This is a genomic window from Pantoea sp. SGAir0183, assembly GCF_043545505.1.
Map to the genome: position 1 here is coordinate 3,358,262 of NZ_CP028053.1, position 26,469 is coordinate 3,384,730.

Sequence of the window (26,469 nt, forward strand, 5' to 3'; positions counted from 1 at the left end):
GAGAGATAGAGTACAATTAGTATTTCTGGCAGAAAATAACATTTCAACATATCAAACCAGGATAAGATTAAAAGCCTCATAAATAATTAGAGGCTCTTTTAAAGATTTGTAATAACCTATCGTTCCTTTCGATTCAAAGAATCATATTGTCCGAACGCTGGAAACTGTTCATAATTTTTGGCTACATCAGAGTAAGTTTCACTCCTCTTTGAAGTTTTACTCGGGATATTATCCTCTATAATTATAGTATGCCCATCTTCTTTAAAATGGTACGTTGTCCCGTTGATAACAAGGTCAGTATCATCGTTAAACTCTCTATAAACAGCCATCGATAGAAATAATGTTTCCACATCCAGCATTTGAAAATTATAAAGAAGATACTCTCTTAAATGTTCATCAAGAAAGCTTACACTTACCCAACCACTATTCCTCATTATATTAATAAAGCACGATGGTGTAGATTCAGAGTCAATGAGCACTGTATAAGGTTCGCCAGCCTCATGTTTTTTAAGGGCTTTTTCCTCCCCCCATAAGTCAATTGGCTCTTTATATCCAATTGACCAATTTTTGCAGTAATAAACTTTCTGACTCATTTATACACCTTACCATTTGTATCACGAATCACTACACCAGATTCCTTGGCAATATCAATTATTGATTGTGGAATAGGTTTAGTTTGTGGAGGGATTTCTAGTATATTTATCCCTTTTAATAAGCTGCCACCAAGATCACCGCTGGAGGGAACATTTGCAACTGTAGCTCCAGCCGGATACTTATTCACAGCTTCCCTAATGTAACTGGTCGCCGTAGCCTCTGTAATATCAGCAAATTGTGTGAATTTACGAGACACTATCTCACCTTTTGCCGGGTTATATGAATCCACACGATAATAACCGTTTCCGTTGGGTTTGTTCACATACAGCTCATTGTATGGATAATTTTTAGACTGCTCTTCATTAAATTTATTACCCGCCTGAACATTCTGCAACCATTCGGGCTTAGCCGATATCGTTTTACCTGGTGTTGAAGCGCCAGCTTTGCCCATCCCGCCAGTCACTGCACCTAGCACGGCCATTGCAAGGATCTCGGACTGTTGTTTGTCCATGCCATACCGGTTTTCCAGCTGACTCGCAAATTCTGTACTGGTAACTACACCTTCAGCCTCCATCTGCTGCGCCCAGAATGAAGAGATATCATTCTTCAGCTGTGATGGCACATCTGCATCAAACAGGCCATCAAGCGCCTTGCGAACCAGCATCCCATTTGCCGGGATATCACCGTACTTCTCTTTGCAGGCTGCAGGATTGGTGGAACAGACCGCAATCATTTCCTTTTGCTGCTTCAGGCTCAGATCTTCCATTTCTTTCACGATCTGACCACAGTCACCACGGGCTTCACAGCCCTTGGCTTTCTCCGCAAAACTTTCTATTTGCGGAACACTCAGCGTATTATTCTCCACCTCAGTCCGCGCCGCCGAGCCACCGCTTCCTGCCCCGGTGCCGGCGCCCACAGCACCGCCCACTCCAGCGCCCGCAAGCGTAACTATATTGGCAATCAACTGTTTTTCATCGGCTGTGAGGAGAGCTGCTTCTTTACCGAAAAACAGCTTGCTGAGCGCATCGTTGGTGCCCAGAGCAGCGGCTGTGAATCCACCCGCCGCAGCGCCAGCCACGCTACCGCCCTGAGCCCTGGCAATAAGACCGGAGGCCAGTGTATGAAGCAGGATGCGCATGGCATCATTGTCACCAGATGCCTGCTTAATCATTTGAGCAAGTAACGGTGCCGCACCTGCAGCGACTGCACCGCTGGCATTTCCGCCTGCAAGCGCTGAGAATACGCCGCTGACTGCCTGCGCAGCAATCTGCATTTTGGAGCCTATGCCATATTTTTCTTCTGTTTGCTTGTCGAGGCTACTGAGCACCAGGCTCTTTTGTTCTGGTGTCAGCTTATTGAAAGCAGGGTCATCCTTCAGCTTGTCAAGCTGCTCATTCTTTTCTTTCTCCTTTAAATAATCGAACGTCGATTGAATGGCCTGCTGACCTAACGCCGTCATCTCGCGCTGCACGTCAAGGTTATCCTGCACTTTCTGCGCATTAAAGTGATCACTCAGTGCGCCCGATGCGGAATCCGTATCCCGGCTCAGCGTTGCCAAATCCTGTTTCTGAGAAGCAGGATCGCGAATATCAATCGTGCCTGCTGACACCGCACTGTGTGTAACCGAATCCGCACCTGCTTTTACCTGCGTAAGACCTGCTGAAGGCATACCGGATGTGCTGGCACTGATGCCATAACCACTTCCCCCGTTCTTCGCGTGATTATCTATATCACTCCAGCCCAGCGTACCGGTGCTGAGATGGTTTTTATCCGGCGTCGCAGAAGAGGCGATAACTGCACCGTCAAGCTGAGTGTGGTTGCCGACGTAAATGTTATAGCCACCGTCGCCCGCCCTGATGCCGCTCTGCTGCTGTACCGAAGCATAATCATTGTAAATTTTACTGCCGCTCATGCTGGCGCTGCCCTGTACCGGTACGCCTGCGCAAATGGGTGGCACGCAGATACTGGCACTAAATCCGGACGAACTCTGATGGCTGTCGTAGGTTGACTGATCCTGCTGACTCGCAATGTTCAGATTGCGTCCTGCATTAAGCTCAACATGATTACCCTTCAGACCGGCGCCGTTAAGCGTGACGTCCTGACCAGCTTTGACCGATAAATCTCCCCTGGCAGTAATGTCACTGTTATGGTGGGTAACGCTGCTGCCATTGGCATTCGCGCTGTTCTGGCTTGCCGCTAATTCAATGGAGAAACCGTTCTGACTGCCTCCCAGCCCAAAACCGACACCAACGCCATAGTGATTACCGCCACTGGTCGACTCTTGACTGGTCTGATCCTGGGCTGAACTTAAGGCGATATCTTTACCTGCCGTTAAGGCGACATTGTCACCGCTGATTTTAGCGCCCTTGCCGGTGATGTTTTCTGCTGCCGTTAAGGTCGTATCGCCCTGAGACTTGAGTACTGAACCACTCTGAACCGTACTGCTTTGCTCAACAGACTGGTGGCTGGTTCCCGCTGTAGCGCTAACGGAGACTTTGATCGCAGCCGTGTTTTGTGTCGCGGCGGATAAAGCCGTTAACGCAGCCTGGGCGGCATAAATAGCCTGCAAGCGAGGATCGCTGTTGTTCTTGTGTGCATCCGCAACTTTGTCTGCCGCCTGAGCAATACTCACCGCATAGCCTGACACCTGTGCTGTTACGCCATATTGTGCCGATTTGCTGTTGCTGCTGGCGCGGTTGCTGTCCTCAGAGGGGTTAAGATTGATATTCCTGCCATCAACATTTAATGCGTTACCTGCATAAACGTCTGCGCCCTGAAGACTGATATCCTTACCGGCAGAGACTGATACATTCCCCTGCTCGCTTACCACACCACTGCGAAGGTTGCTCTGCTGGGTTCCCGTCCGGGCTTTATTCCACGCCGTACTGCCCCAGCCCAGGGTTCCGCTGTAGCCATCCCCGCCCAGCGATCCGATTAAAGTGCTGCCACCCTGCGCAGAAATGTCCTGCTTATCTTCACCTGTCGTCAGGTTTACGTTGCCCTGTTTTGCCGTCAGTGTAACTGACTGCTTACCGGTCACCGTTGAACCGGAAAGATTGATGTCCCCTTTATCACTGTCGATGCTAACCGTATTTCCGGTTACCGACGAAGTATGCTGCGTGAGATAGCTGGCATTACTGGTTTGCTGTTCACGTGCAATCCCCACAGGCGATGCCGGGGAGCCATGATTTGGCGAGTTTCCCGCCATCCGTACAAATCCAGCTGGCGATGCACCCGACGTCAGACTCAACCGCTTGCTGCTGCTTTCACTACTAACTGACTGACTGTCCTGAGACGTTACAATATCGACATTGTTAGTGGCCTTAAGCTCAGCCTTATTTCCGGCTGCAACCGAACTGCCTTGCAGGAGGATATTACCATCGGGTCCATTACCTTTCGCTTTCAACAGGACGTTGCCTGAAGCGCTAAGTGAACTGCCGCTTTGATAAATACTGTCACTCTTCTGATCAGCCTTTGAAGAAGAGTGGTTATAGGACAAACTTAGACTAGGGCTATCAAGTAACGTTGCCCCGAGTTCAGTTCCTACGCCTTTAGCTTGCTGATAAAAGGAGCTGTTTTGATGCACAACATCACGCAGATTACGGATGGTGTCCAGCAGCGTACCACTGAGACTCAAACCGATGCCTGAACTTTTACTCTCCTGATGTGTTCTTTCGGTTATGTGATCTTGCCCAGCTATCAAAGCAATGTTTTTGGCGGTAACAGTGATATCGCCATTGTTCCCTCCGGCGACAACATCACTGCCTTTCACCAACGCATTGTGACCTGCAGAAACGGTAACTCCCCCATCGGCAGCACCGATCAGACTCCGAGCGTCACTCTGAGTAACTTTCGCGCCTTTATATTCACTTTTGGCGGATTGTTTACCGTAACTAATCCCTAATCCTGAGCTGCCAAAACCACTTTTCTTCTCTTCTTTCAGTCTGTAAGTGGATTGCGTATCCGTTGCCGCCAGAACGTTAACGTCATTACCCGCACTAAGCGCAACACCGCTTTGACCTGCAACCGAAGACCCCTGCACAGTGAGATTATTTCCTGCGGTGACCGAAACGTTATTGCCACTTAACTGCGTGCCTTTCTCGTTTGTTGCCTTGTCTTCTTCAATGGTGTGCGTGGTCTTTTTACTCAGGAAGCCCTTTTTGGTTTTGGTTTCTTCTTTGTAGTAATAGTCGCTTTCGGTCGCGGTATTCAGGTTAACGTCGCGCCCGGCCTGCAGCGCGATATCCCGCTGTGCCGTCACGTCTGTCGCCTGAGTGTTGATATCCCGTCCGGCAGCCATGGTCGTACTGCCACCACTGGCGATTTCCGTGCCCTGCTGGCGCACGGTTTCACTGATAACGGTTTTTTTGTCGCCCCTTTCGCTGTAACCGGAACCGGTAGCGTCGGCATTCAGGTTGATATCCCGGCCCGCTTTCAACGCGGCATTGCCGGTGGCAGCGATGGCGGCGGCCTGGCTGTTGATGTCCTGACCCGCAGCCAGGCTGAGACTGCCGCCGCTGCTGACAGCCGTGCGATCCAGTCCGGTGGAATGGGATTCCTGGTTGCCATTTCTGCTGTTCTGGCTGTTGGTAGCACTGCTGAGGTTCAGATCATTACCCGCTTGTAGCGAAGCATCATTTGCAGCGTTAAGGTTACTGGCGGTGACGTTCAGATCGTGACCGGACTGAACCGACAGATTATGGCCTGCCGAAATCTGGCTGGCTGTATTCGTAATTTTTTGCGTACTGCTGTTTTGAAAACCGAAGCCATTAATCTGATAGCCCGATGTTTCCTGGTTATTTGCTATGGCAATATCGTGCCAGGCATTCATAAGCAGATCGCCGCCAGCATTAACGTTGGCACCCTTAACATTAATGTCGTTGCCGGCTTTAAGGCTCATGCTGTCTAGCGATTTGATGCTCGCCGTAGGACCGACGAAGGTCTGGCTTGCTGAAACCGTGTTACTTTTATCGCCAGTACCCTTTAATTCCCACAACTTTGTCGCCGTCGTATTGTTGATATCGCCATTAATACTCTCAAGGGCGACCCTTTTACCGCTGATGCTTGAACTGACGTTGTTAATATTATTTATCGCTGTCAGCTGTAAGTTTTCGCCAGCATAAATCATACCGGCACTAAGATTATTCACGCTGTTCTGACTACTAACCGTCAGGTTGTTATTCGCGGTAACAGTACTGCCGCTGTTGGTAATATCACCACCGGAAAGCGTCACATTATTCCCTGCAATCACACTACCATCATGCATTTCCACATCTTTAGATGATAAATAGACTTTCGGCACCATCACCGTCTCGCCATTTATCGTCGCGGCTTCCCACCAGACAATACTTTTATCAAGTGAGGCTACCTGCTGAGCGGACAGTGAAACACCAAACTGTAATCCCAGCGCGCGCTGCGCAGAGGCCGCGTTATCCATGAGATAGCGCATTTGATCCAGTTCAGAACCAATGCCGTTCAGATAACGGCTGCCGGTCTGGTTTAGCACCACGTTACTAACGTAGCGCGTATCAAAGGCCGCATCGCCAAGGAAACGGTAGTCGTAATTTGGCTTGAGGTTCAGACGATCAAGCAGATAAGACGACCCCAGGAACGTGGTTTTATCAGTATAAAGCTGACGCGTTTCCTGCGGTGCCTGGCCGGGCTGTCTGCCAAGCAAAGCGTTAAGATCGCCAAACAGGCTGTTATCCAGTTGTCCCAGACCGTTAAGTTTTGGATTGAGAGTGATTAAATAGGGACTTTTACTGTTACCAAAAACAAAATAGCCATTATCGCCAGACGGAATCGGATAGGCACTGGTATCTACTGTGGCTGGCTTATAACTGCGTAGATTAGCTGAGCTGACTGAAGGGTCGGAAATCAGTCTACCTGACTGACTTAAATCGGCGCGGCTGAAGCTGCCTGATGCATGAGTAACAAGCGAAGCCTTATCAGGTGTGCTGTTATCCAGTGAACTATCACCGTTAACCTGCTGCAGGGCACCCTGAAGCTGATCGCGCCACTGCGGTGAGTTGACTGTTACCTTGTCGGTTCTGGCGATTTGCTGACGCTGTTGCCCGCCCGCCTGGCTCAGTGAGGCCAGTCCTCTTATGCCTGGCGATGAAATCGTATTCCCAGACCAACCTGCGTTTGAGGTTGTATTGGTGTTACTGATGTTATCACTAAAATTTGCATTAACACTCCCTCCAGCTTGAATAACAGCCCGAAGGGGCGCCCCAGTAATTACCGTTTCAAATTCTGGCGCCCCTGAATATACATATGTAACTTTATCCGAAAAAGAATTACCTCTACGCAGTTGACTCGGACTATTCACATCTCCAACCGGACCCTCTATAAAACTTCTGGGTGGAAGGTTAAATGTACGGTATTCATTAGTAGTAACACCAAGCCAAGATGCATTATTTAACCTTGAACCTTTTATATTTAACCAGCCACCTGATAAAACATTACTAGCAAAATTATCGAAACTGTATGCATTTACATTGATATTATTTCTCGCACTAATATAAGCAGCCCCACCATTGGCTGAAGCAGTGCTTATAGTCTGTTGAAACAAATAACGCTTAGATTTTACTTTTTTAGTAGGTGCAAGGTATTCAATTTCATAATAGCCTGCTGAGTTGGCACCATTTGGGCCAGCCTCTACGGTGTAAGTTCCCACAGCTCCATCTTCTTTATTAAGTTCTGCTAAAGAAATTTGAAATGATCCTTGATCTGCACCATATGGAAGATCTCCACCTTTAACTACTGTGCTATTTGTAGACAACCCATCCCGCGTATTCAGCAAATGCCCGGTATTGATATTGATATCCCCACCCTGCGTCTCAATCGTCCCCGAGGTGTTGATCACTTCCCCGCTGGCATTGCCCGCGCCATCGCGCTGCATCCACAGGCTGTTGCCCGCCAGAATATCGCCGCGCTGGTTACGGATGCTGTTGGCAAATAAATAGAGATTCTGTCCGGCGTAGAGCAGCGCCGTGTTGACCAGGCTGCCCGGCGTGCTGATGGTCAGGTTACCGAGCGTGCCGGTAAAACCGTCCAGCGTGACGTCGCTGCGGCTGTTCAGGGTGACGTTGCCACCGCCCTGCAGGCTGCCGGCACCGTTCATGGCGATGCGGTTGCCCGTCAGACTGCTGTCGGCGCTGCCGGTGGTAATCTGGCCGTTATTGGTCAGATCGCCCCCCGCATTGATCGTCACGCCCTGGCCCTGCATCGTGCTCTGGTTTTCCAGCGAGCCGTTGCTGTTAAGGGTCAGCCGGTTGCCCGCTGCCAGCGTATTGTGACTGACGAAGCTGTTCGCCAGATTCAGCACCGCATCACCCAGCGCCACAACCTGACCGAACTGGTCGAAACCGTTACTTACCAGCGTCAAACCACCGCCGCTGAACAGCCGTCCCGTTCCGGCCAGGTTAACCTGCGCCGCATTCACGCTCAGCTGTCCTGTGCCGAGTAGCGTGCCGCTGTTATTCAGGGTCTGATAATTCACGGCAAGGTTGCCGGCCTGCGCTGTGCCCTGGTTCTGGAACCCGTTACCGTTCAGTGTACCCTGCTGATCGGCAAGCAGCGTGCCGTTGTTGGTCAGGCCGGACGCATTCAGCGTGAGCTGCCCCGCCTGCAGCCAGCCGTTGTTCACCAGCTGCGGCGTGGTGAAGGTCAGCACGCCGCCCGTCAGCAGTCTGCCGTTGTTGGTGGCAGAATCTGTGGCGCTGACTGTGCCGCCGGCCCCCTGAATCAGACCGTCGTTATACAAATCCGGCGTGGTCAGGCTCAGTGCATTCTGCGAAAGCACCGTTCCACTGGTGGCGTTGGTCAGATGGCCGCTGGTGCTGAGCTGCAGGCTGTTATCACCCTGCAGGCGGCCGGTGTTGTCTACCGTTCCGGTATTGATTACCAGGTCGCTGCCCTGAATACGGCCCGCATTGCTGAGCGAGGCAGCCTGCAGGCTGAGCTTCCCGGCGCTGAGCAACGTTTTATCCTGCTGCTGCGTCAGTGCGCCGTTGAGCTGAACCGTCAGGCCGTCTGTACCGGCAATATTACCGTTGTTGCTGAGCGTGTCGCCTTTCAGCATGAGGTTTTTGGCAACCCACTGTCCCTGATTCGCCAGCGTCAGCGCCTGTAGGGCAGCTGTACCGTTGGCTGATATTTTGCTGCCTGCGGCGGCATCCAGCCTGTCGGTTAACGTCAGCTGCAGGCCATCAGCGCTCTGTATCGCCCCGCCGTTTGCCAGTTTTGCCGCACTCAGCAGGATCTGTTGCCCCTGCCAGGTGCCGTTGTTGGTGACGTTACCGGCCGTAATGTTCAGCGTCCCCTGTGTCAGGAGCTGTCCCCCCGCGTTGTTGACGAGTTCACGCGCCGGCGCGGACTGTGCCAGCAGCATGCTGAACCGCTGCGGGGCCGGTCCGAGCGTCAGGGATTTCAGGCCGATAAGGTTGCCCTGGTTGGTCACGCTGGCCGGTGTGACCGACAGCGTGTCGCCCTGAATGGCGCCACTGTTGTTCAGCGTACCGCCGCTGAGCATCATGGTTTTTTCGGCGAGGACAGCGCCGGTATTCACCAGATTTTGCGCACTGAGTTGCGCACCGCCCTGACTGAGGAGTGAGCCCCCGTTATAGAGGTCGTTATCAATCGCGGCGGTGAGATCGCCGGTGCTCAACAGCGATCCCTGGTTTTGCCAGCTCCCGGCAGTGATCTGGCTATTCCCGCCCTGCAGGGTGCCGGCGGTATTTAACGTCACGGCGCCCAGCAGCAGATCGCCGCCACTTAACGCTCTGCCTGTTGAAGACTGGGTGAGATCGCCGGTGCTGATCGCATCAAGTGACGTGCTGCCCTGCCACAGGCCGCTGTTGTTGAGCGATGCGGCACGCAGCGTCAGGCCGCTCGCCATGATTTTGCCGCTGTTAACCAGGCTGTCGGCATTCAGGCTGGCGTTGCCGCCCGTAATCAGGTTGCCGCTGTTATCCAGCAGCCCCGAGGTTTGCCCGTCCAGTGTGCCGGTGCCGTTGAGGGTACCGGTGTTTTTTACGCTGCCGAAACGGTAACTGAGCTGGCTGCCCTGCCAGGTGCCGGCGTTACGGGCATCCGTACCCTGTAACGTCAGCGCGCCACCGGTAATCAGTTGACCACTGGCCTGGTTATCCAGCTGACGGAACCCTGCCGTCAGCGCGTTGTCGCCCTGCAGCAGCCCCTGATTTTGTAAGGTATCGCCCGTGATTTGCAGTTGCTGCCCGGCAACGATCCCGGCGTTAGTCAGTGACTGCGCCTGTACCTGCGCCAGCTGGCGTGCCAGCAGCTTGCCGTTTCCGCCATTATTCAGCGTGCCGGTCAGCGTGGCGTTCAGCGCGTCCGCATTCACCTGGCCGTTATTGGTAAAATCACCCCCGTTAACGCTGAAGGTGCCCGCTACCTGTACTGCCCCATCGTTGATGAGCTGAACGGGCGCCAGGCTCAGGCCGCTGCCGCTGACAAGCCGGCCGTTTGCCAGATTTGCAATCTGTGCGCTGGTCATCGCCAGTGCCCTGTTGCCCTGTAACAGGCCGGCATTGCTGAGCAGGGGGGCCTGAAGAGATAACTGATCGGCAGCAAGCGTGCCGCCATTGATCACCTTGCCAGCCTGCAGGTTCATTGCCTGCTGGCCTGTCAGGGTGCCGCCATTATTAAGCTCGCCAGCCACAGAAGCAGTGACGTTTTTCATGGCACGCGCACTGCCGCTGTTTTGCCAGCTTTGTGCTGTGACAGCCAGATTATCGCCCTGCAGCTGTCCCTGGTTGTTCAGAGAGGAGGCCGTAATGTCAGCGTTGCCCGCCGTCTGCAACTGGCCCGTCGCCTGATTAGTCAGGCTGGTACCTTTTAAGGTCAGTCCCGTGTCGCCCTGAATCAGGCCGCTGTTGATTAAATCCCCCTGAAGCGCCAGCACTTTTGCGAGCAGCCATCCGCTGTTGTCAGTGATACCGCCCTGTAAGGTCACAGCCTGCTGACCCAGTATCTTCCCGCTGTTAGTCAGCGCCTTTGTATTCAGCGTGGCATCACCGGCACTGAGCGCATTGCCGCTGTTTACCCAGTTGTCTGCCCTCAGGGCCAGTTTTTCTCCCTGAATTAATCCCGCGTTATTCAGGTCACCGCCGTTAAGCGTCAGTTGCCCTGAGGTCAGTAGTTCGCTACCCGGGCGGTTATTTAGGGTGCCAGCATTCAAAGTCAGGCTGTCAGTGCCCTGAATTCTGCCCGCGTTATTCAGGCTGTCGGCGGTAAGTTCAGACTGATTAGCAGCAATCTGCCCGCCGTTAGCAAACTGGTTGTTTGTCAGTTGCAGCGTGCCTGTCGCCAGCAGCTTACCGCCCGCGAGATTTGACAGTTGACCGTTGTCAGAATGAAGCGTGCTGGCGTTGATTTCGCCATCGTTGACAAGACTATTGCCGCTCAGGTTCAGTGCACCCTCCGCGCTCAGCAGCCCGCTGTTGCTGAAGTCAGGCAGGTTAAGCGTCAAATCGCCCGCCGTCGCAATACTGCCTTTTTTTAAGTTAGTCAGATGCTGGCTTAATAACGTCAGATTCTGCGTGCCCTGCAACAGACCGCTATTGGTGATAGCGTCGCTGTTGAGGACCAACTGGGGTGCCGTCAGCGAGCCGCTGTTATTCAGCGTGATCGTCTCCAGCGCAAGTGCATCAGCACCCTGCACCGTACCGCTGTTAGTTAACACTTCACTTTTCAGCCGGATCCTGTTGCCCTGCAAGGCACCCTGATTCGTAACCTTGTTGCCGATCGCGGACAGTTGCCCCTTTGCTGACAACGATCCTGTGTTCGCGGCTGTGAACGCATTCAGGGAAAGGTTGTTACCTGCGGTCAGTTGCCCGGCATTATCAAACTGACCGGCCGGGTCCAGGCCTGAACCGCCGGTGAAGTCTGGTTGCGCGTTGAACGAGATATTGTTTGTTGCATTGAGCGCACTGCCGCTGTCCAGCGACAAGCTGGTTGCGGCAAGGTTGATGCTGTCACCGGCCATTATCTTGCCGCCGCTGACCTGCAGGCGATTGCCGCCCTGCAATGAAACGGCACGATCGCTTCCCAGGCTCCCGTTATTCAGACTGATACCGTTTTGTGCGGTTATCGCCGCCGGGCCAGCGGATTTATGTTCCCCGCTCAGCTCAACGCTTTGCGCGCTGACGGTCAGTGCCCCGCTGCTGAGGCTGTCATGCACGGCCAGTTTGCCGTTCGCGTCCAGGGTGATATCGCCCTGTCTGGCCAGTAAGTTACCCAGGTTGACGCCAACGCCTTTTTCGCTGGACACCAGATGAATACGGTTGGCGTACATGCCGCCCAGCGCGCTGGTATCCACCGCCACGCCCGGCGCAGGCCCTTCTCCGCGGATGGGCGTAACGGACCCGTCCTGCCCGACGCGATTGGCACCCAGCGTCACGGTGAGATCTTTAGCGTGAATGCCGGCATTGATTTCCGTTGCGCGTGCCACAATCGACACCGCATCGGCCTTGCTGCCGTCCAGCCCTTGGCCTTCTAAGGTAATGGTGCCTTTACTGACTTCCAGCGCGGCCAGATTGCCACTGGCATCGAACTGCGGTTTACCGGTGGTCAGCGTGACGTTCGGCGTGTTGATAAATCCACAGCCGTTACAGGTAATGCCATAGGGGTTTGCGACCATGACGTTCGCCGCCCTACCGGCAACTTCCGTGTACCCCTGTAGCTGGGTGCGGTTCGCGCCCACCACTTCGTTGATGATGGCCCGCGCTTCCTGACCGGCGCGGAGGTTGGGGTTGTTCTGAATCAGCCCGCCAAGCTGGGTCTGCGTCAGCTGACCCGTGGCATTGTTCAGGATCAGTCCCTGCTGCCCCACGTTATATTGATCGTACTGGTTATGAGAAATGCCCGCCTGATTCGGCGTGGCAATATTGACCACGGGCACGCCATTGCCCGCCGCATCCATTTTCGTGCCCGGAGTTACCGGTGTGATTTCCGCGGCCATCACCGGCAGCATCGGTTGTACCGCCACCAGATAGCAGATGAGATAGCTGAGTGCGCGGCGGGCAAGGGAAACGGGCTGACGATCATCCATAATCAGTTCCTCTTTTTAGAAAACCAGCCCGACGCGGGCGTAGATGCTGACGTGATCCGGCTGGAGATAGCCGGGATAGCTGAGCGGAATGCCCACGGTGTACTGGGTGTAGAAATACTGGTTACGGGTCCCCAGGCCGACGGCGCTGCCCCATATCGTGCCCGTAAACTGAGGGTTCAGCGGATCGCTTCTCAGCCAGCCCCCGTCGACCGCCACCAGAGCGGTGACGTCACCCAGTCCCGGTAAGGTAAACAGGCTGTAATCAAGCTCATTACGTAAATAACCGCCGACATCACCCGACAGATACTGCTCTTTGAAACCGCGCACGGAACTTTCGCCGCCGATCGTCAGGCGTTCACTGCCGTAGAGCGTGTCCGGTGACCACTGCCCGTAAAGGCTGCTGAGCCACCACAGTTTTTGGGTGAGCGGTTTCTGGTAGCTGGCACTGATGCTCCATTTGCGAAATTCCGCTTTCGGCAGGCTGCCGTTTTTGCCCGCATCGCTCTCGGCATCAAACCACGGCATACCGCGGCTGAAGGTGGGGTTCAGCGTGGCGACGCCACCGGCAATTTTCTGCGTATGATTCAGGCCAAACTGCAGGCTGGTTAATTTACGGCTGCTGCTCACTAACGGCGCGTCATTGAGCCAGTTATGGCTGGAATAGTGATTCAGGCCTGCCTGTACGCCGGTTTTGATATCGCCGTTGCGAAACAGCACCCACGATCCATTGAGACGATGCGCGATATTGTCGCCGTTGCTGAACCAGGTAAAACCGTTGTTGATAAAGTGGCTGTGGTAGTTGCTCCAGCTGTAGCTGTAATCCAGCAGGCCATAACCATAAGGCACGCTGACGCCGGCCTGCAGATTCTGGGCGTCACGCCAGCGGCTGAAGGCACTGCTGCGTCCGCCGCTCACAAACCAGCGATCCGCCAGCCCCAGCAGGTTGTTTCCCGTCAGTGAAGCCGTAAGCTGCCCGACGCCGGTCGTTCTCTGCCCGCTGTTATCAAAACCCAGCGTCATGCTGAGCGGAAATTCAGGCTTTGCCGTTAAGTTAACAATGGAATAACCCGGTCTGGGCGAGGGCTGAATTTCAATCTGCACAGGCACCGTTCTGACACGGTTAATCTGTTCCATGCCCTGTTCAATATCGCGCAGGTTAAGTATTTTTCCCTCCATTCCCGGAAAAACCATACGCAATATACGTGGATGTTTACCGTCCAGAATAATGGTGTCCAGTTTGCCTTCGAGCACAGGAATAATAAGCTGGCCGGAGGTAAGATCCTGTTCTGTTAAAAAGGCGCGGCTGGTAATATAACCCCTTTGCATATACCAGTCGGAAATGGCATGCACCAGCGCATTAATTTGCGTTAAGTTCAGGCAGTGATTGACGTAAGCAGATGTAAGCGCGGCCTGTTGACGCTCAGAAAGCAAGGTCGCATTACGGATGACAATCTGATGGACAGGAAAGCAGCGGCCGGTCACATCGGTGCGCGGCGCAGGCGCAGGCTGAGGGGACAGCGCCTGCCAGAGTGCATCACGCTGCTGCTGGTCCTGTTGCAGGCGTTGCTGTTGCTGATTCTGGAGATAATCGCGATCGCCCGGCGTTAAGGGATCAGCCCACGCCGTTGCGGAGATCAGTAAAGCGCTTAACGCCAGCCACGTCCCTGCTTTTATTCTCATTGGATTGCCTAATGAAAAGAAATGTAAGTTTTTTGTAAGCAAGCGAAAGCATAATATCACCTGAACTATTGGAAAATTCCTGATAAAAAGAAAAAACGACAATGTATTGCTTATTTAATTTACTAAGCGAAGCGCGGGCGACTTAATGCAAATTAAAAAATAAAAACCGTGACTTAAATAAAACGCAATCCTGAAGCTTTATTTTTCCGTCAGGTAAGTATGAAGTTTTCAGGCAGATTTGCTTTTATCTGGCGCTTTTCGGACGCATTAACTTAAGTTTCTGGTTTGAAATGTAAGCATTTTTTAACCCACATTTCGTGCGAAAAAAATGCGTCGTTTGAAAAGGGAAAGGCGTGAGAAAACAGGATGCTCTGGAAAGTTGGGTTAGTTTAGCGCGAAATAAAGCCCCCGAAGACCTCATCAGGGGCGAATGAAAAGCGCTAAAGACTTCTGATCTGTTGCCCGGCGACATCTATCATCAGCCTGTCCTCTGGCTGAATGATATCCAGCATATCACCCTGCTGACAGAGAAAGGCAACACCGGCTTCGCGGGCAATAATGGCAGCGTGAGAGAGCGCACTGCCCTCCCGCAGGCAAATGCCTTTTATCTGCTTCACATCCAGACTGGCGACCGCAGAGGGAAAGATGTCATCGGCAATCAGAATCGCGGGGACATCCGGTGTTGGAAGCGTAATCTCACGACCGCTAAGGTGACACAGGGTGCGGTGCAGGATGTCTTGAATATCGATAAATCTCGCCTGCAGGTAAGCATCATCCAGTTGCCGGTATTGCTGACTCAGCGCCATGAGTACCTCATACCAGGCGGATTCGGCACAGCACCGCGCCGCACGAATCTTCTCGCAGGCTTCATCAAACATATCGGCATCATCCAGCAACGTGTGATGCCCGGCGAAAATAGCGGCTACCGCCTCGCCATAATTCGCTTCTGCCCGTTTATGCAGCGCATCCAGATCACAGAGAGTGTCAGCGATTGCCTGCTTCAGCCGTCGGCATTCCTGCTGCTCATCGGCACATGGACGCCGGTCAGGCTGCGCCAGCGGCAAGGGATAAAACACCGCTTTACCCTGCACCTGTCCCGTGTCCGGTACCGTTGTCCTGAGCGACATCGTTTCAGGTTGCTCGCCAAAATTTTCCGCCGCCAGAGAGGTGAACGCTTCCAGCGCAGCGCCCGCTTCGGGGCCACGTGCCGACAAGGTAATCTGATCGTTACAGCGCACCTGCAGCAGAGCAATCTGGTTGAGACTGTCTGGCGTGACACACTGGTTATCTTTTTTCAGTACCAACTCCGCATCAAAACCAGCCAGCGTGGTCACAAGCCGTGAAGCAGGACGGACGTGCAGGCCATGGTGATTTTTTACGGTCACCGTGACCGATTGTGCGTCCTCGTGTGGGTTAACGGTGGCGACGCTGGCCACGGCACTATCAGATGCAATACCCAGTTGTGCCTGCTTCGCCTCCAGCGCCTTCATGGCCACCGTCATCACCTTTTCGATATCGGCACCCGCCGCCGCACTGACGGTTGCCGCCAGCGTACCTTCCACCAGCGGTGCGGCACACAAACGCACTTTGGCCGCAATGGCAGGATCAAGCAGCTCAAGCGCCGTTTCTGCACTTAACAGCGCACTTCCCATGTCCATCATGACCAGAACATGATCCGCATCTGCCACCGATTCGATCGCCGCCATCACTTTCACGGGATCCGTGCCAATCGGATGATCAGGATCGTCAATGCCGGCAGCGACCGCCAGCTTGCAGCGATCGCCGGTTAACATTTGTCGCGCCAGCATCTCCACGCCGTTACCCAGCAACGCACTGTGTGACACGATCACCAGATTTACCATGTGCTTCTCCTTAAGCTTTGGCGGCGGCAGCCAGCATCTGCATCATAAACATCACCGATGTTGCCCCCGGATCCTGATGACCAATACTGCGCTCTCCCAGGTAACTGGCGCGGCCTTTGCGGGCCTGCATTGTAATGGTGGCGTGAGCGGCCGTTTCTGCCTGCTCGCAGGCGGCATCCAGCGCGGCGATGACCGACATATTTTGCTCACTGGCGTGCCGCAGTGACGCCACCACCGCAAGCCAGACATCACACATCGTTTTATCGCCGGGTTCCGCTTTTCCTCGATTCACCACGCCTTCGGCCCCTTCGCGTATCATTTGATACAGCTCTTCCAGCGTCAGGCTCTGATGTGCCTGTGTGACCTGCGCCGCCCGGATAAAGAAAGTGCCAAACAACGGCCCGCTGGCACCGCCCACATTGGAAAGCAGCGTCATGCCGGTATTTTTGAGGATAAAGCCAATATCCTTATCGGCAATCGCGGGCAGCTTCTCGACCACCTTACTGAAGCCCCGGTGCATATTTAAGCCGTGATCGGCGTCGCCAATTTCGCGATCCAGGCCGGTGAGAAAATCACTTTCACGGGTAAAAACTTCACCACAGCGGTAAAGCCAGTTCACAATTTGGGCGCGGGTAAGTGACATGTCGAACTCCTTAACAGCCCCAGTTCAGGGCAGGTGTGTGTACCGGGGCATCCCACAGTGACAGGGCCTCATCATCCACGCTTAACAGCGTGATGGAAAAGCCCACCATATCCAGCGATGTGCAGTAACTGCCCACCAGATTTCGCGCGATAGTGATGCCGCTTTCGTCGCAACGCTGAGCCAGGCGGTTATAAACACCATACAGTTCTGACAGTGGCGTAGCGCCCAGATTATTAACCAGCGCAATCACACGATCGCCGCGGGTTAATGCCTGCTTACTGTGTTTAACCTCTTGCCAGCTTCCGCTGTTTTGATCCCAGTGACGTAGGGTACGGCTGTAGTTGCCATTCTCCAGCAGCGTGTCGAACATCTCATCGACCGTCTTGTCCAGCGAGGTAAAAGTACGGCGGTCGATGCCGGGTTCGCCATGAATCCCTACACCGAACTCCATTTCGTTGTCCTGAAGTTCGAACGAGCGTTTGCCGGCGGCGGGCACGGTACAGGCGCCTAACGCAATACCGATCGAGTGGCCCAGGTTATTGAGTTTACGTCCCAGCGCCGCACAGGCTTCCAGTGAATCGCCCCGCTCCGCTGCGGCGCCAAGCAGTTTTTCAATCAGTACCGTATTCGCCACACCACGTCGTCCTGTCGTGTAGAGACTGTCTTTTACGGCCACGTCATCGTCAACCACCACTGTGGTGACTTTTACACCGCTTTCGTGCAGCAGCTCGGTGGCGGTTTCGAAGTTGAGAATATCACCGGTGTAATTTTTGATTATCATCAGTACGCCTTCACCACCGTCAATTTTCATGGCGCATTCATACATTTTATCCGGCGTTGGCGAGGTGAAAATCTCACCCGGGCAGGCACCCGAAAGCATGCCCGGACCAATAAACCCGCAGTGCATCGGTTCATGGCCGCTTCCGCCGCCCGACAGTAAGGCAACCTTTCCGGCGACAGGCGCATCGGCGCGCGTCATACAAACTGGATCCTGATGCAGCGTCAGTTCAGGATGGGCACGAGCGAAGCCTGCAAGCTGTTCACTCAATACATCTTCCACACGATTAATCAGCTTTTTCATGGGTATGCTCCGTTAGCATCGGTTTGCCGCCGCTCTTGCCTCAGCAAAAGGGACAGCATTATCAGGAGAGCGAGACGGCGAAAAGCAGCGCGTCGGTGGAGTGATTCTTACGGAGTCGACAGGAAAAAAAATGCCCCTCTTCAGCGTTCCATAAGGGAACGTTTTGCTGCGTTATTATGTTTCGTTATGAAACGTTTTATCGCACTTACGGCGAAAAATGAGAGGCAAAGCAAGAAATCGGGATCGTTGCACGTGATCAATCTGTCTGAGCGATAAGCGTTTTATCCCCTCAGGCTGGCGCGCAGTCGCGTCCTTCCTCTCACATGGGTTCCGGGTAGTCTCTTAACCGCTAAGAGGAGATCGCGATCGCAACATGGCTTTTCGAGCGCGTTTATTGTTTCAGGATGGAACATAACTGGCCGTATGGCGTTCCATATAAGAACGTTGGCGTCAAAAATATTTCCCCTCACCGTTGATCGTAAAGTGAGTCGCGTACGCCGGTCATCATCCGGCTCACATCGCCAACTGAGCCAGAAAGATGCGCGCGTTCATCTTGCGAACATGTTCTTACTTGAGGGTGAAAGGAATGCCAAAAATTATTCAGTCTCCAGCGAAATATATTCAGGGCCCCGATGCCTTGTTGTCCTTTGGGGAATATGCCAAAAACCTGGCAAATCATTTTTTTGTGATTGCCGATGACGTTGTGATGAAACTGGCGGGCGATCAGGTCCTGTCCGGCCTTGCCAGCCACAGTGTGACCTGCCATGCCGAACGCTTTAACGGGGAGTGTTGCCGGACGGAAATAGAACGCCTGATGGCCCTTGTCGAACAGCATGGCTGCCGGGGCGTGATCGGACTGGGTGGGGGGAAAACGCTGGACACCGCTAAAGCCGTCGCCTGGTATCTGAAACTGCCGGTGGTGGTGATCCCGACCATCGCGTCGACGGATGCGCCCACCAGCGCGCTGTCGGTCATTTATACCGAATCCGGTGAGTTTGCTGAGTACCTGATCTATCCCAAAAACCCTGACATGGTGGTCATGGATACTACAATCATTGCCAAAGCCCCGGTTCGCTTACTGGTCGCCGGTATGGGTGATGCCCTGTCGACCTGGTTTGAAGCAAAAGCCTGTTATGACTCGGGCGCAACCAGCATGGCGGGAGGGAAATCGACCGCGGCCGCGTTAAGCCTGGCGCGTCTGTGCTACGAGACGCTTCTGGCTGAGGGCGAAAAAGCGCGCTGTGCCGCCCAGGCGGGCGTCGTCACGGAAGCCCTGGAACGTATTGTGGAAGCCAACACCTATCTGAGTGGTATTGGTTTTGAGAGCAGCGGTCTGGCTGCCGCTCATGCGATTCACAACGCATTTACCGTGCTGGAAGAGTGCCATCATCTTTATCATGGCGAAAAAGTGGCGTTTGGTACGCTCGCGCAGTTGGTACTGCAAAACAGCCCGACAGATGAGATCGAAACCGTGCTGAACTTCTGCCAGAAAGTGGGCCTGCCTGTCACGCTGGCACAGATGGGAGTGAAACACGGCATTGAAGAGAAAATAAGCGCGGTTGCCCATGCGGCCTGCGTGGAAGGCGAAACCATCCACAATATGCCGTTCCCGGTTACAACGGACAGCGTGTACGCAGCCATTGTGACTGCGGATCTGCTGGGGCAGCAGTGGCTGTCACGTTAGCCGACTGCCGGTAACCGCTGGCCCGGGTATCACGGGCACCTGGCGTCCCTCTGACCGGATCTGTCAGAGGGATTTTCTATGGTTTTCTGGCGGAAAACGTGATGACGGGTTTACCTCCCCATAGCAATAATGACGGTTCAGTGGTGATTACGCAGTCATGGCAGCGCTGCAGTAAATATATGCAACGCGATAACTGGCAGACGCCACACCAGGCGCAGGGCCTGACCTATGAATCCATATGTCGACGTAAAGCCGCGTTGATAACCCTCGGTCAGGCGACGCTGGAGGATGCATGGGAATACATGGAAAACCGTGCCTGTGCGCTGCTCATTCTGGACGAATCAGCCTGTATTCTGACCCGCTGCGGCGCGCCTGAAACGCTGATGCAGCTTGACGCATTAGGCATGCGGGATGGCAGCTATTGTGCGGAAAGCATTATCGGTACCTGTGCCTTATCGCTGGCGGCGCTTGAAGGTCAGCCCATTAAGACCCACGGCGAACAGCACTTCAAACGGGCCCTTCATCCCTGGTTTTTCTGCTCAACCCCAATATTTGATAATCATGGTCGCTTATTTGGCTCCATTTCTCTGGCCTGCCAGGACAAGACGCAGGCATCGTCAGATCTTTCTCTGACGTTAGCCATTGCCCGTGAAGTGGGCAACTCGTTACTGACGGACACTTTGCTTACCGAGTCCAACCGCCATCTGAATCAACTCAATGGCCTGCTGGAAAGCATGGATGACGGCGTGATGGCCTGGAACGAGCAAGGCGTGTTGCAGTTTCTCAACGCCCGGGCCGCACGGATGTTGCATCTGAATGCGCTGACCAGTCAGGGAAAAATGCTGGCGGATTTGGTGACCCTGCCTGCCCTGTTGCGTCGGGCCATCACCCATGTTCAGGCGCTGAAGCATGTAGAGGTCACGTTTGAAAGCCAGCACCAGTTTGTGGATGCCGTCATTACGTTGAAACCGATTGTTGAACCCCAGGGCAACAGTTTTATTTTGCTGCTTCATCCGGTTGAGCAGATGCGCCAGCTGATGACCAGTCAGTTAGGCAAAGTCAGCCATACGTTTGAACAAATGCCTGAAGAAGATGCGGAAACACGACGTTTGGTTTGTTTCGGCCGTCAGGCCGCAAAAGGCCGCTTTCCGGTCTTACTGTGTGGGGAAGAAGGCGTGGGGAAAGAGCTACTCAGCCAGGCGATTCATAATGAAAGCGACCGGGCGAGTGGTCCCTACATTGCGGTTAACTGTCAACTTTATGCCGACAATTCTCTGGGAGAGGATTTTACAGGCAGTGCGCCCGGCGAGGATGAAGATGGCCGGTTAAGCCGACTGGCGCTGGCCAGCGGCGGCACGTTGTTTTTGGAAAAGATTGAATATCTGACTCCGGCTCAGCAGTCTGTGCTGCTTCAGGTCATCAAACAGGGCGTACTGACCCGGCTGGATGCCCGGCGGCTTATTCCTGTTGATATCAAAGTGATTGCCACGACGACCACTAATCTGGCCCATCTTGTGGAACAGAATCGTTTTAGCCGTCAGCTTTATTACGCCTTACATTCCTTTGAAATTGCCATACCGCCTCTGCGGGCGCGCCGTCACAGCATTCCCTGTCTCATTAACAACCGGTTGCGCAGGCTGGAAAAGCGGTTTTCATCACGTTTTAAAGTGGATGACGAGGTTATCACGCAGTTAATGCAGTATGGATGGCCAGGCAATGACTTTGAGCTCAACAGCGTAATCGAGAATATTGCGATCCGCAGTGAAAATGGCCATATCCGGCTAAGCAACCTGCCTGAATCACTGTTTTCTGAACAGGCTGATAATACTGCCGGCACGGCGTTGTTGCCGGATGATTTGTCTTTTCGCGCCATTGAAAAAGAAGCGATTCTTCAGGCAGCCCGAATGACGCACGGCAAGGTACAGGCTATGTCGGCGATGCTGAATATTGGACGCACCACCTTATGGCGAAAAATGAAACACTATGCGATTGATGCCAGTGAGTTCAAACTAAAGTAAGGACTGTCGGTTATATTCGCCAGCCAATGAGGCGGTCAGTCTGCGCCTGACCGCCTTGTTATTTTGCTTACATCATACCCGGGACAATGATCGCCAAAAAGATCAGGGCAATTAAGCTATGTTTTACCCAGTAATAAAGGGTCCGGTTACGCTTTTTCAGCTTCTGTCCGGCATCGCGAACAGCATTAACGTATTTAAAAATCCGGTTAATGAATCCCGTTTTGTCATTCTCATCATTGGGCGAGGCGGCTGCCGACATTAATGTATTGCCAACCCAGTGATTAACCGCCTGTGCCCAGCGCCATTTCATCGGCCGCTCAATATCGCAGAACAGAATAATGCGCGTTTGCTCGCTTTCATTCTGCGCCCAGTGCACATACGTTTCGTCAAAAATCACCGCCTGACCATCGCGCCAGCTATGGCGCTGGCGATCCACTTCGATGAAACAACGGTCGTCATTGGGCGTCACCAGACCAAGGTGATAACGCACCGATCCCGCGTAGGGATCGCGGTGTTTACCTAAATGACTGCCTGCAGGCAGTTCTGCAAACATGGCTGCTTTGATGGACGGGATCTGACTCACCAGTGCCGTGGTCACAGGACACAGCTGCTGTGCTGAAGGGTGCACATCGCTATACCACTTAAGGTAAAAACGTTTCCAGCCACGTTTAAAGAAGGTGTTAAAACCTGCATCATTATGGCTTTGTGCCGCTTTGATGTGATCCTGAAGCCGTATCGCCTCCTCACGGATAACCTCCCAGTTATCGGTAAGCTGACGAAGTTCAGGAAAATCATCCGTTGGGAAATAAGGCTGTTTTGCCGGCAACCTGGAGAAGCCCGTCATAAACATATTGATGGGCGCCATAAAGGTCGAATGATCAAATAACTGACGTGAAAACTTTTGCTTTTCTACACCGCGTGAGTGCGCATAGATAACGCTAATAATAAAAATACCAATGATAATGGCAGCCACCATACAACGTGTTCCTTGTGTTGCAAGAATGGAGTGTTTCTTGCGAAGAGTTATTGGGACTTTAATTTTTAGTATTGAAACGTAAAAATTTTTGTCATGCAGTGCGCTTTGCGTTATCACTCATGGCGAATAACGTCAGGTTGTTTAGTAAAGGTTTATAAAAAGGAAGCGATCTGTCCGCACAGCGCGTCAGATCATCGCAATAACACTTCAACATCTGCCAGCATATAAATAAACGTCGCGAGGCCGAAGCCTCGCGAATGTATATGCATGCTAATCGTAATACGCCACCTTCCGATCGACGCCGTTTATATTCATCAGCACAAATCCGGTCGGCGTTGTTTTATTTGTCGGCGAGCCTTCTGCGGTCGCCAGGGTTACCACCCCTTTTTCATTGGCGCCCAGCCCCGCTACACCATTGTGAAGACCAAAGCGCGCAGCGGGTTTTAGCGTCCCGACTTTTGTGACGTCATCAACCTGAGACATATCACTCTGGAAAAGTGAGCAGGATCCGGTGTCAAAGCGCGTCGGCCCGGTGGTTTTCAGGTTAAACATGGTCTCACCGCTGTTAGCGCGCAGCTTGACCCACACGCCAGCATAGGTGGTGCCCACCCGGTTGTAGCGAATATCCATAACAGCAGGTTGACCCATGTGGCAGGCATCCGCCCAGACGGTATCCAGCCGTTGTAGGTTGATCCACGTTTTCCCTGTACCCGGCATGTTAACGGGTGACGTAGCAGTCCCCGAAGGCGTGGTGTTATCCGCTTTACCAATCAACTCAATAACCCATTGCTGATTGGGTGAAGGGAAAAACACCTGGCCCAGGCGATACCAGTTATCCGTCGCAGTATTATTCACGACTTTATAGCCACTGAAGTACCCTGCCCGTAGCGATCCACTCATAAACGTGCCGTAGTTCTCGTCGCGGCGATAGCCATACTCGAAAGTAGAAAGCCATTTGCCCGTGACCAGATCCTGACTGAGCTTTGCGCCCGCCTGCAGGTTAATATGGCGCATTACCACGCGCGCATTATTGAGGATTAAAGGTGCACTACAGTCTTCGACGTTGAGCGTATCAATTGTCCAGCCGCCATCAGACAGATCGCCGGGATTACGCGTATGTTCAATCCACACGTTGCGCATAATCGCCTGCGTCATGCGCGGCATGTAAAGCGTGGCATCGCCATAGCCTGTCTGGAAATTCGCGTTGCACAATTCAACCGCCGTGGAGTGATCCCACACGCCTTTAGGCGAATTTGACCAGCCAATATCAAACACCCGTGAGTAGGTGGTATTGGTGTAGATTTGCTCAAACTTACTGTCGAGCGTGTCCTGCAGTTTAAAAATCGTGCCGCCACTGCGCTGGCCGCGAAAACAGCTAATATTGACGATTTGCCCTTCCACACAGATATTTTCAAAGAAAGGCTGAGTGTTGCTGCACATCTCAGGGGTGATGGTGGCTTTATTGGCAACAATATCCGCGCTGGCTTGCCCATCCCAGGTGATACCACGGATCGTCGTCCTCCGGGCTTTAACCTTAAACAGCGTATTGGCGCTTTTGTCGGAGATAAGGGTTGTGCCGGGCAGAGAACCCAGCGCCAGGTCATCGCCGGCCAGACCAAAGAACGGCATTTCTGTATCACTCAGGTCCATTGGCATGATCAGGAAACGTCCGCCGGGAAAACGGACTGGTAAACCTTTCATATTTTGGCTGTAAGTTTGTGACCAGCCAAGAATACGTTTAAACGCATCGGTGTCATCGGTTACGCCATCGCCTTTCGCGCCAAAATGCAGGATGTTAACTTCACGTGGATCGTTAATCGAACGCTTCCAGTAAAAGTTATTGCCAACGGCGACTGTACCGCCATCGTCTTTTAACGCGGTGGTGCCGGTGAATCCCACAAAATCACCGCCGCCCCGGAAACTGGAGTCTTTGTCGTAGTAGCGTTTTAACACGGCAATTTCACCTGCTTTTGACGGCACGGTAGTACGCAGCTCAGCAAATGAGTTGACTTCAATCATGATATCCTCCTCAGGATAAGGTTTTATAAATCATTTAGTTAACTATTTTGACGATGAGGGATGTCCACAGAGAGCATCCCAGAGATCGTTATGGGCATTGATCGCGCGCACAGTGCGAATGTCTGCCTTCTGCGCGTCATCGCCATGGGTGTAAATAGGGGAAAAGAGAATGCAGGCTGAATCGTTAGAGATGATGGGTTCAGGGCTGGTTATATTTGGACTGCTGCAACTTGTCGCGAGCAGCAGCATCATCAAGATTGAGGTTATCAGTCGCCACACGCTTCGCCTCCTCACTATTGTGTTGCTGTTGATGAGTAATCTTCGTCAGGCGGTCTGCCTCTTGCCTGGCCCCCTCGGCTTCTGACTGCGCCTGCTGTTGCACCTTGCCAATTTTTTTGCCACCGAAGTAACTGGCTCCCAAAGCCGCCATCAGCGCACCCAGCGCAGCCAACCAGTGCCAGCCGCCGTTGGTTAACAGAGAAAAAAACGTCATGACTCCATCTCCTTACTTTGCCGTTTTTCATTGAGCAGGGTTTTCTGGCGAACAAACTGCGCAATCACGCCCATCGCCACCATGAAGGCACCGATAAGACCCAGATAGTTGTGGGGAAGAATGCTTTTTACGTCCTCCGGCAGCGTTTGCCAGGCATTGAGCGCAGAAGACGGAAACGACTGAACCCAGGCACTGAGCATCGATCCCAGCGAGGCAAGCCATACAGACCAGGTTTTAAACAACAATTTGGCGTGAGAAACAAACTGAAGCGTGGTGAAGCGCTGCATTAACAGCAAAATGATAATGACGCTTAACACCGCGATAATGAAAAGTAACCATCTCATAGTAACCCCCGGTAGACGTCATAGTTTCCGCTGCGCATCACTTCGGCATGACGCCGGACACGGCCCGGTGTCTGCCGCGCCCACAGGCTGTTGAGCATGGCCTCACCGGCCTCAACAAAGTTTTCCTGGGCAATCGCGTTGAGCATGTTTTTAAACTGCAAAATGCCATCTACGCCAAGCTGATAGGCCATACTCATCAGAACATCGGTACGCGCCTCATTACATTTCTCCAGCGCCAGCTTAATGGGCGCACGGCTTTGCATATCTGTGATCTTGTTTTCCAGAATGCATTGCTTCCAGACATCCCCGACCCGCCGGGGAACCCGCATGACATAGTTACTTAGCGATGCGCCTTTTGGGCCAATACGGATGCCGCCTGCAACGGTAGGAAACCCCAGCGTATCGAGATAAGGCATTTCGGCGTAACCCTCTTCAAAATTCAGAATTGCAATAATCTGGCTCATAAAAACTCCTCATAGACGATGCAGACATAACCGACCGGACTGACAAAACATAAAACAAACTGATTAGTGCAGGGATAAACGCAGCGGCGATGTCGGGTGAACATGCAGCAGCATTGAAGCATTTACAAAAGGTCAGAAAGGATGGAGATGTCTGCGACAGGCGTAAAATCAGTGACGAAAAATTCGTTCAACGGACCGCATAGAGATGAACATGTGGCAGGCAGCAATTATCAAATCCCGATATCTCCTGGCTTCTCAGGCGCGGTGCGGCAATCGCGCGATCAACAGCCGATATCACTTGCCGCTGACAGATTTGCTCTGCGCGGCGAAGCGTGCGGGTTTCGGGTGGACAGTTAAGTGCTTCGTCAATACTGTGTTTGAGACGGTTAAGAGGTTGACGCCGCTGATGACGGCGAGTTCGTGCATTGCCTGTAAAAACGCTTTTGCCATACTGGATTATCGCCATAACTCCTCCTGTGAATGAGTCTTTGGCGATAGGGTGGCAGGCAAGCATTTTCGCTCCGTTGAACAC

The 26,469-nt window shown here is 53.1% G+C and carries 14 protein-coding genes; 2 read left to right on the top strand and 12 right to left on the bottom strand.

Annotated features, from left to right (window positions below):
- Positions 1-116: 116 nt before the first annotated feature.
- The 6 genes from C1N59_RS15730 to dhaK form a co-directional block, all read right to left on the bottom strand.
- Positions 117-593 (bottom strand): hypothetical protein, encoded by a 477-nt coding sequence (locus C1N59_RS15730; RefSeq protein WP_394549852.1) that lies wholly within the window; start codon positions 591-593, stop codon positions 117-119.
- The gene (locus C1N59_RS15735; RefSeq protein WP_394549853.1) at positions 590-12,673 is read right to left on the bottom strand and encodes a hemagglutinin repeat-containing protein; all 12,084 of its coding nucleotides are present in this window, start codon (positions 12,671-12,673) and stop codon (positions 590-592) included. The genes C1N59_RS15730 and C1N59_RS15735 overlap by 4 nt, the downstream gene beginning before the upstream one ends.
- 15 nt (positions 12,674-12,688) lie before the next feature.
- A complete protein-coding gene (locus C1N59_RS15740) occupies positions 12,689-14,353 on the bottom strand; it encodes a ShlB/FhaC/HecB family hemolysin secretion/activation protein (protein WP_205951327.1) in 1,665 nt (554 codons plus the stop codon).
- Between the two features lie 440 nt (positions 14,354-14,793).
- On the bottom strand, positions 14,794-16,215 hold the full coding sequence (dhaM, locus tag C1N59_RS15745; protein ID WP_133745031.1) for a dihydroxyacetone kinase phosphoryl donor subunit DhaM: 1,422 nt from the start codon (positions 16,213-16,215) through the stop codon (positions 14,794-14,796).
- 10 nt (positions 16,216-16,225) lie between these two features.
- Positions 16,226-16,858 carry a dihydroxyacetone kinase subunit DhaL gene (gene dhaL / locus C1N59_RS15750; RefSeq protein WP_006118067.1) on the bottom strand — a complete coding sequence of 211 codons (633 nt, stop codon included), beginning with the start codon at positions 16,856-16,858 and terminating at the stop codon, positions 16,226-16,228.
- A 10-nt stretch (positions 16,859-16,868) separates the two neighbouring features.
- Positions 16,869-17,939, bottom strand: coding sequence for a dihydroxyacetone kinase subunit DhaK (dhaK, locus tag C1N59_RS15755; RefSeq protein WP_033738582.1), 1,071 nt, complete (start codon positions 17,937-17,939; stop codon positions 16,869-16,871).
- Between the two features lie 586 nt (positions 17,940-18,525).
- On the opposite strand from dhaK, the gene C1N59_RS15760 reads away from it, so the two are divergent.
- Entirely contained in the window at positions 18,526-19,623 is a 1,098-nt protein-coding gene (locus C1N59_RS15760) for a glycerol dehydrogenase (RefSeq protein ID WP_394549854.1), read from the top strand.
- A 101-nt stretch (positions 19,624-19,724) separates the two neighbouring features.
- Positions 19,725-21,641 carry a dihydroxyacetone kinase operon transcriptional regulator DhaR gene (gene dhaR, locus C1N59_RS15765; protein ID WP_394549855.1) on the top strand — a complete coding sequence of 639 codons (1,917 nt, stop codon included), beginning with the start codon at positions 19,725-19,727 and terminating at the stop codon, positions 21,639-21,641.
- Positions 21,642-21,708: 67 nt separating this feature from the next.
- On the opposite strand, the gene lpxO is transcribed toward dhaR, so the two are convergent.
- The 6 genes from lpxO to C1N59_RS15795 all read right to left on the bottom strand — a co-directional run bounded on the left by lpxO (position 21,709) and on the right by C1N59_RS15795 (position 26,403).
- Positions 21,709-22,617, bottom strand: coding sequence for a lipid A hydroxylase LpxO (gene lpxO / locus C1N59_RS15770; RefSeq protein ID WP_033738574.1), 909 nt, complete (start codon positions 22,615-22,617; stop codon positions 21,709-21,711).
- 270 nt (positions 22,618-22,887) lie between these two features.
- Positions 22,888-24,636 (bottom strand): glycosyl hydrolase family 28-related protein, encoded by a 1,749-nt coding sequence (locus tag C1N59_RS15775; protein WP_394549856.1) that lies wholly within the window; start codon positions 24,634-24,636, stop codon positions 22,888-22,890.
- 199 nt (positions 24,637-24,835) lie between these two features.
- Positions 24,836-25,129, bottom strand: a complete 294-nt coding sequence (locus tag C1N59_RS15780) for a hypothetical protein (RefSeq protein ID WP_033738571.1) — start codon at positions 25,127-25,129, stop codon at positions 24,836-24,838.
- Positions 25,126-25,473: a DUF7940 domain-containing protein gene (locus C1N59_RS15785; RefSeq protein ID WP_006118062.1), complete on the bottom strand. Its 348-nt coding sequence runs from the start codon at positions 25,471-25,473 to the stop codon at positions 25,126-25,128. The genes C1N59_RS15780 and C1N59_RS15785 overlap by 4 nt, the downstream gene beginning before the upstream one ends.
- Positions 25,470-25,937: a lysozyme family protein gene (locus tag C1N59_RS15790; protein ID WP_033738569.1), complete on the bottom strand. Its 468-nt coding sequence runs from the start codon at positions 25,935-25,937 to the stop codon at positions 25,470-25,472. The genes C1N59_RS15785 and C1N59_RS15790 overlap by 4 nt, the downstream gene beginning before the upstream one ends.
- A gap of 187 nt (positions 25,938-26,124) precedes the next feature.
- Positions 26,125-26,403: a transcriptional antitermination N peptide gene (locus C1N59_RS15795; RefSeq protein WP_072193621.1), complete on the bottom strand. Its 279-nt coding sequence runs from the start codon at positions 26,401-26,403 to the stop codon at positions 26,125-26,127.
- Positions 26,404-26,469: the final 66 nt, after the last annotated feature.

Bases quoted from the DNA above. Each gene is read 5' to 3' on its own strand.
- dhaM (WP_133745031.1), bottom strand. From the start codon at position 16,215: ATGGTAAATCTGGTGATCGTGTCACACAGTGCGTTGCTGGGTAACGGC.
- dhaR (WP_394549855.1), top strand. From the start codon at position 19,725: ATGACGGGTTTACCTCCCCATAGCAATAATGACGGTTCAGTGGTGATT.
- C1N59_RS15795 (WP_072193621.1), bottom strand. From the start codon at position 26,403: ATGGCGATAATCCAGTATGGCAAAAGCGTTTTTACAGGCAATGCACGA.
- C1N59_RS15735 (WP_394549853.1), bottom strand. From the start codon at position 12,673: ATGGATGATCGTCAGCCCGTTTCCCTTGCCCGCCGCGCACTCAGCTAT.
- C1N59_RS15740 (WP_205951327.1), bottom strand. From the start codon at position 14,353: ATGAGAATAAAAGCAGGGACGTGGCTGGCGTTAAGCGCTTTACTGATC.
- C1N59_RS15785 (WP_006118062.1), bottom strand. From the start codon at position 25,473: ATGAGATGGTTACTTTTCATTATCGCGGTGTTAAGCGTCATTATCATT.
- lpxO (WP_033738574.1), bottom strand. From the start codon at position 22,617: ATGGTGGCTGCCATTATCATTGGTATTTTTATTATTAGCGTTATCTAT.
- C1N59_RS15775 (WP_394549856.1), bottom strand. From the start codon at position 24,636: ATGATTGAAGTCAACTCATTTGCTGAGCTGCGTACTACCGTGCCGTCA.
- C1N59_RS15760 (WP_394549854.1), top strand. From the start codon at position 18,526: ATGCCAAAAATTATTCAGTCTCCAGCGAAATATATTCAGGGCCCCGAT.
- C1N59_RS15780 (WP_033738571.1), bottom strand. From the start codon at position 25,129: ATGACGTTTTTTTCTCTGTTAACCAACGGCGGCTGGCACTGGTTGGCT.
- dhaL (WP_006118067.1), bottom strand. From the start codon at position 16,858: ATGTCACTTACCCGCGCCCAAATTGTGAACTGGCTTTACCGCTGTGGT.
- C1N59_RS15730 (WP_394549852.1), bottom strand. From the start codon at position 593: ATGAGTCAGAAAGTTTATTACTGCAAAAATTGGTCAATTGGATATAAA.
- C1N59_RS15790 (WP_033738569.1), bottom strand. From the start codon at position 25,937: ATGAGCCAGATTATTGCAATTCTGAATTTTGAAGAGGGTTACGCCGAA.
- dhaK (WP_033738582.1), bottom strand. From the start codon at position 17,939: ATGAAAAAGCTGATTAATCGTGTGGAAGATGTATTGAGTGAACAGCTT.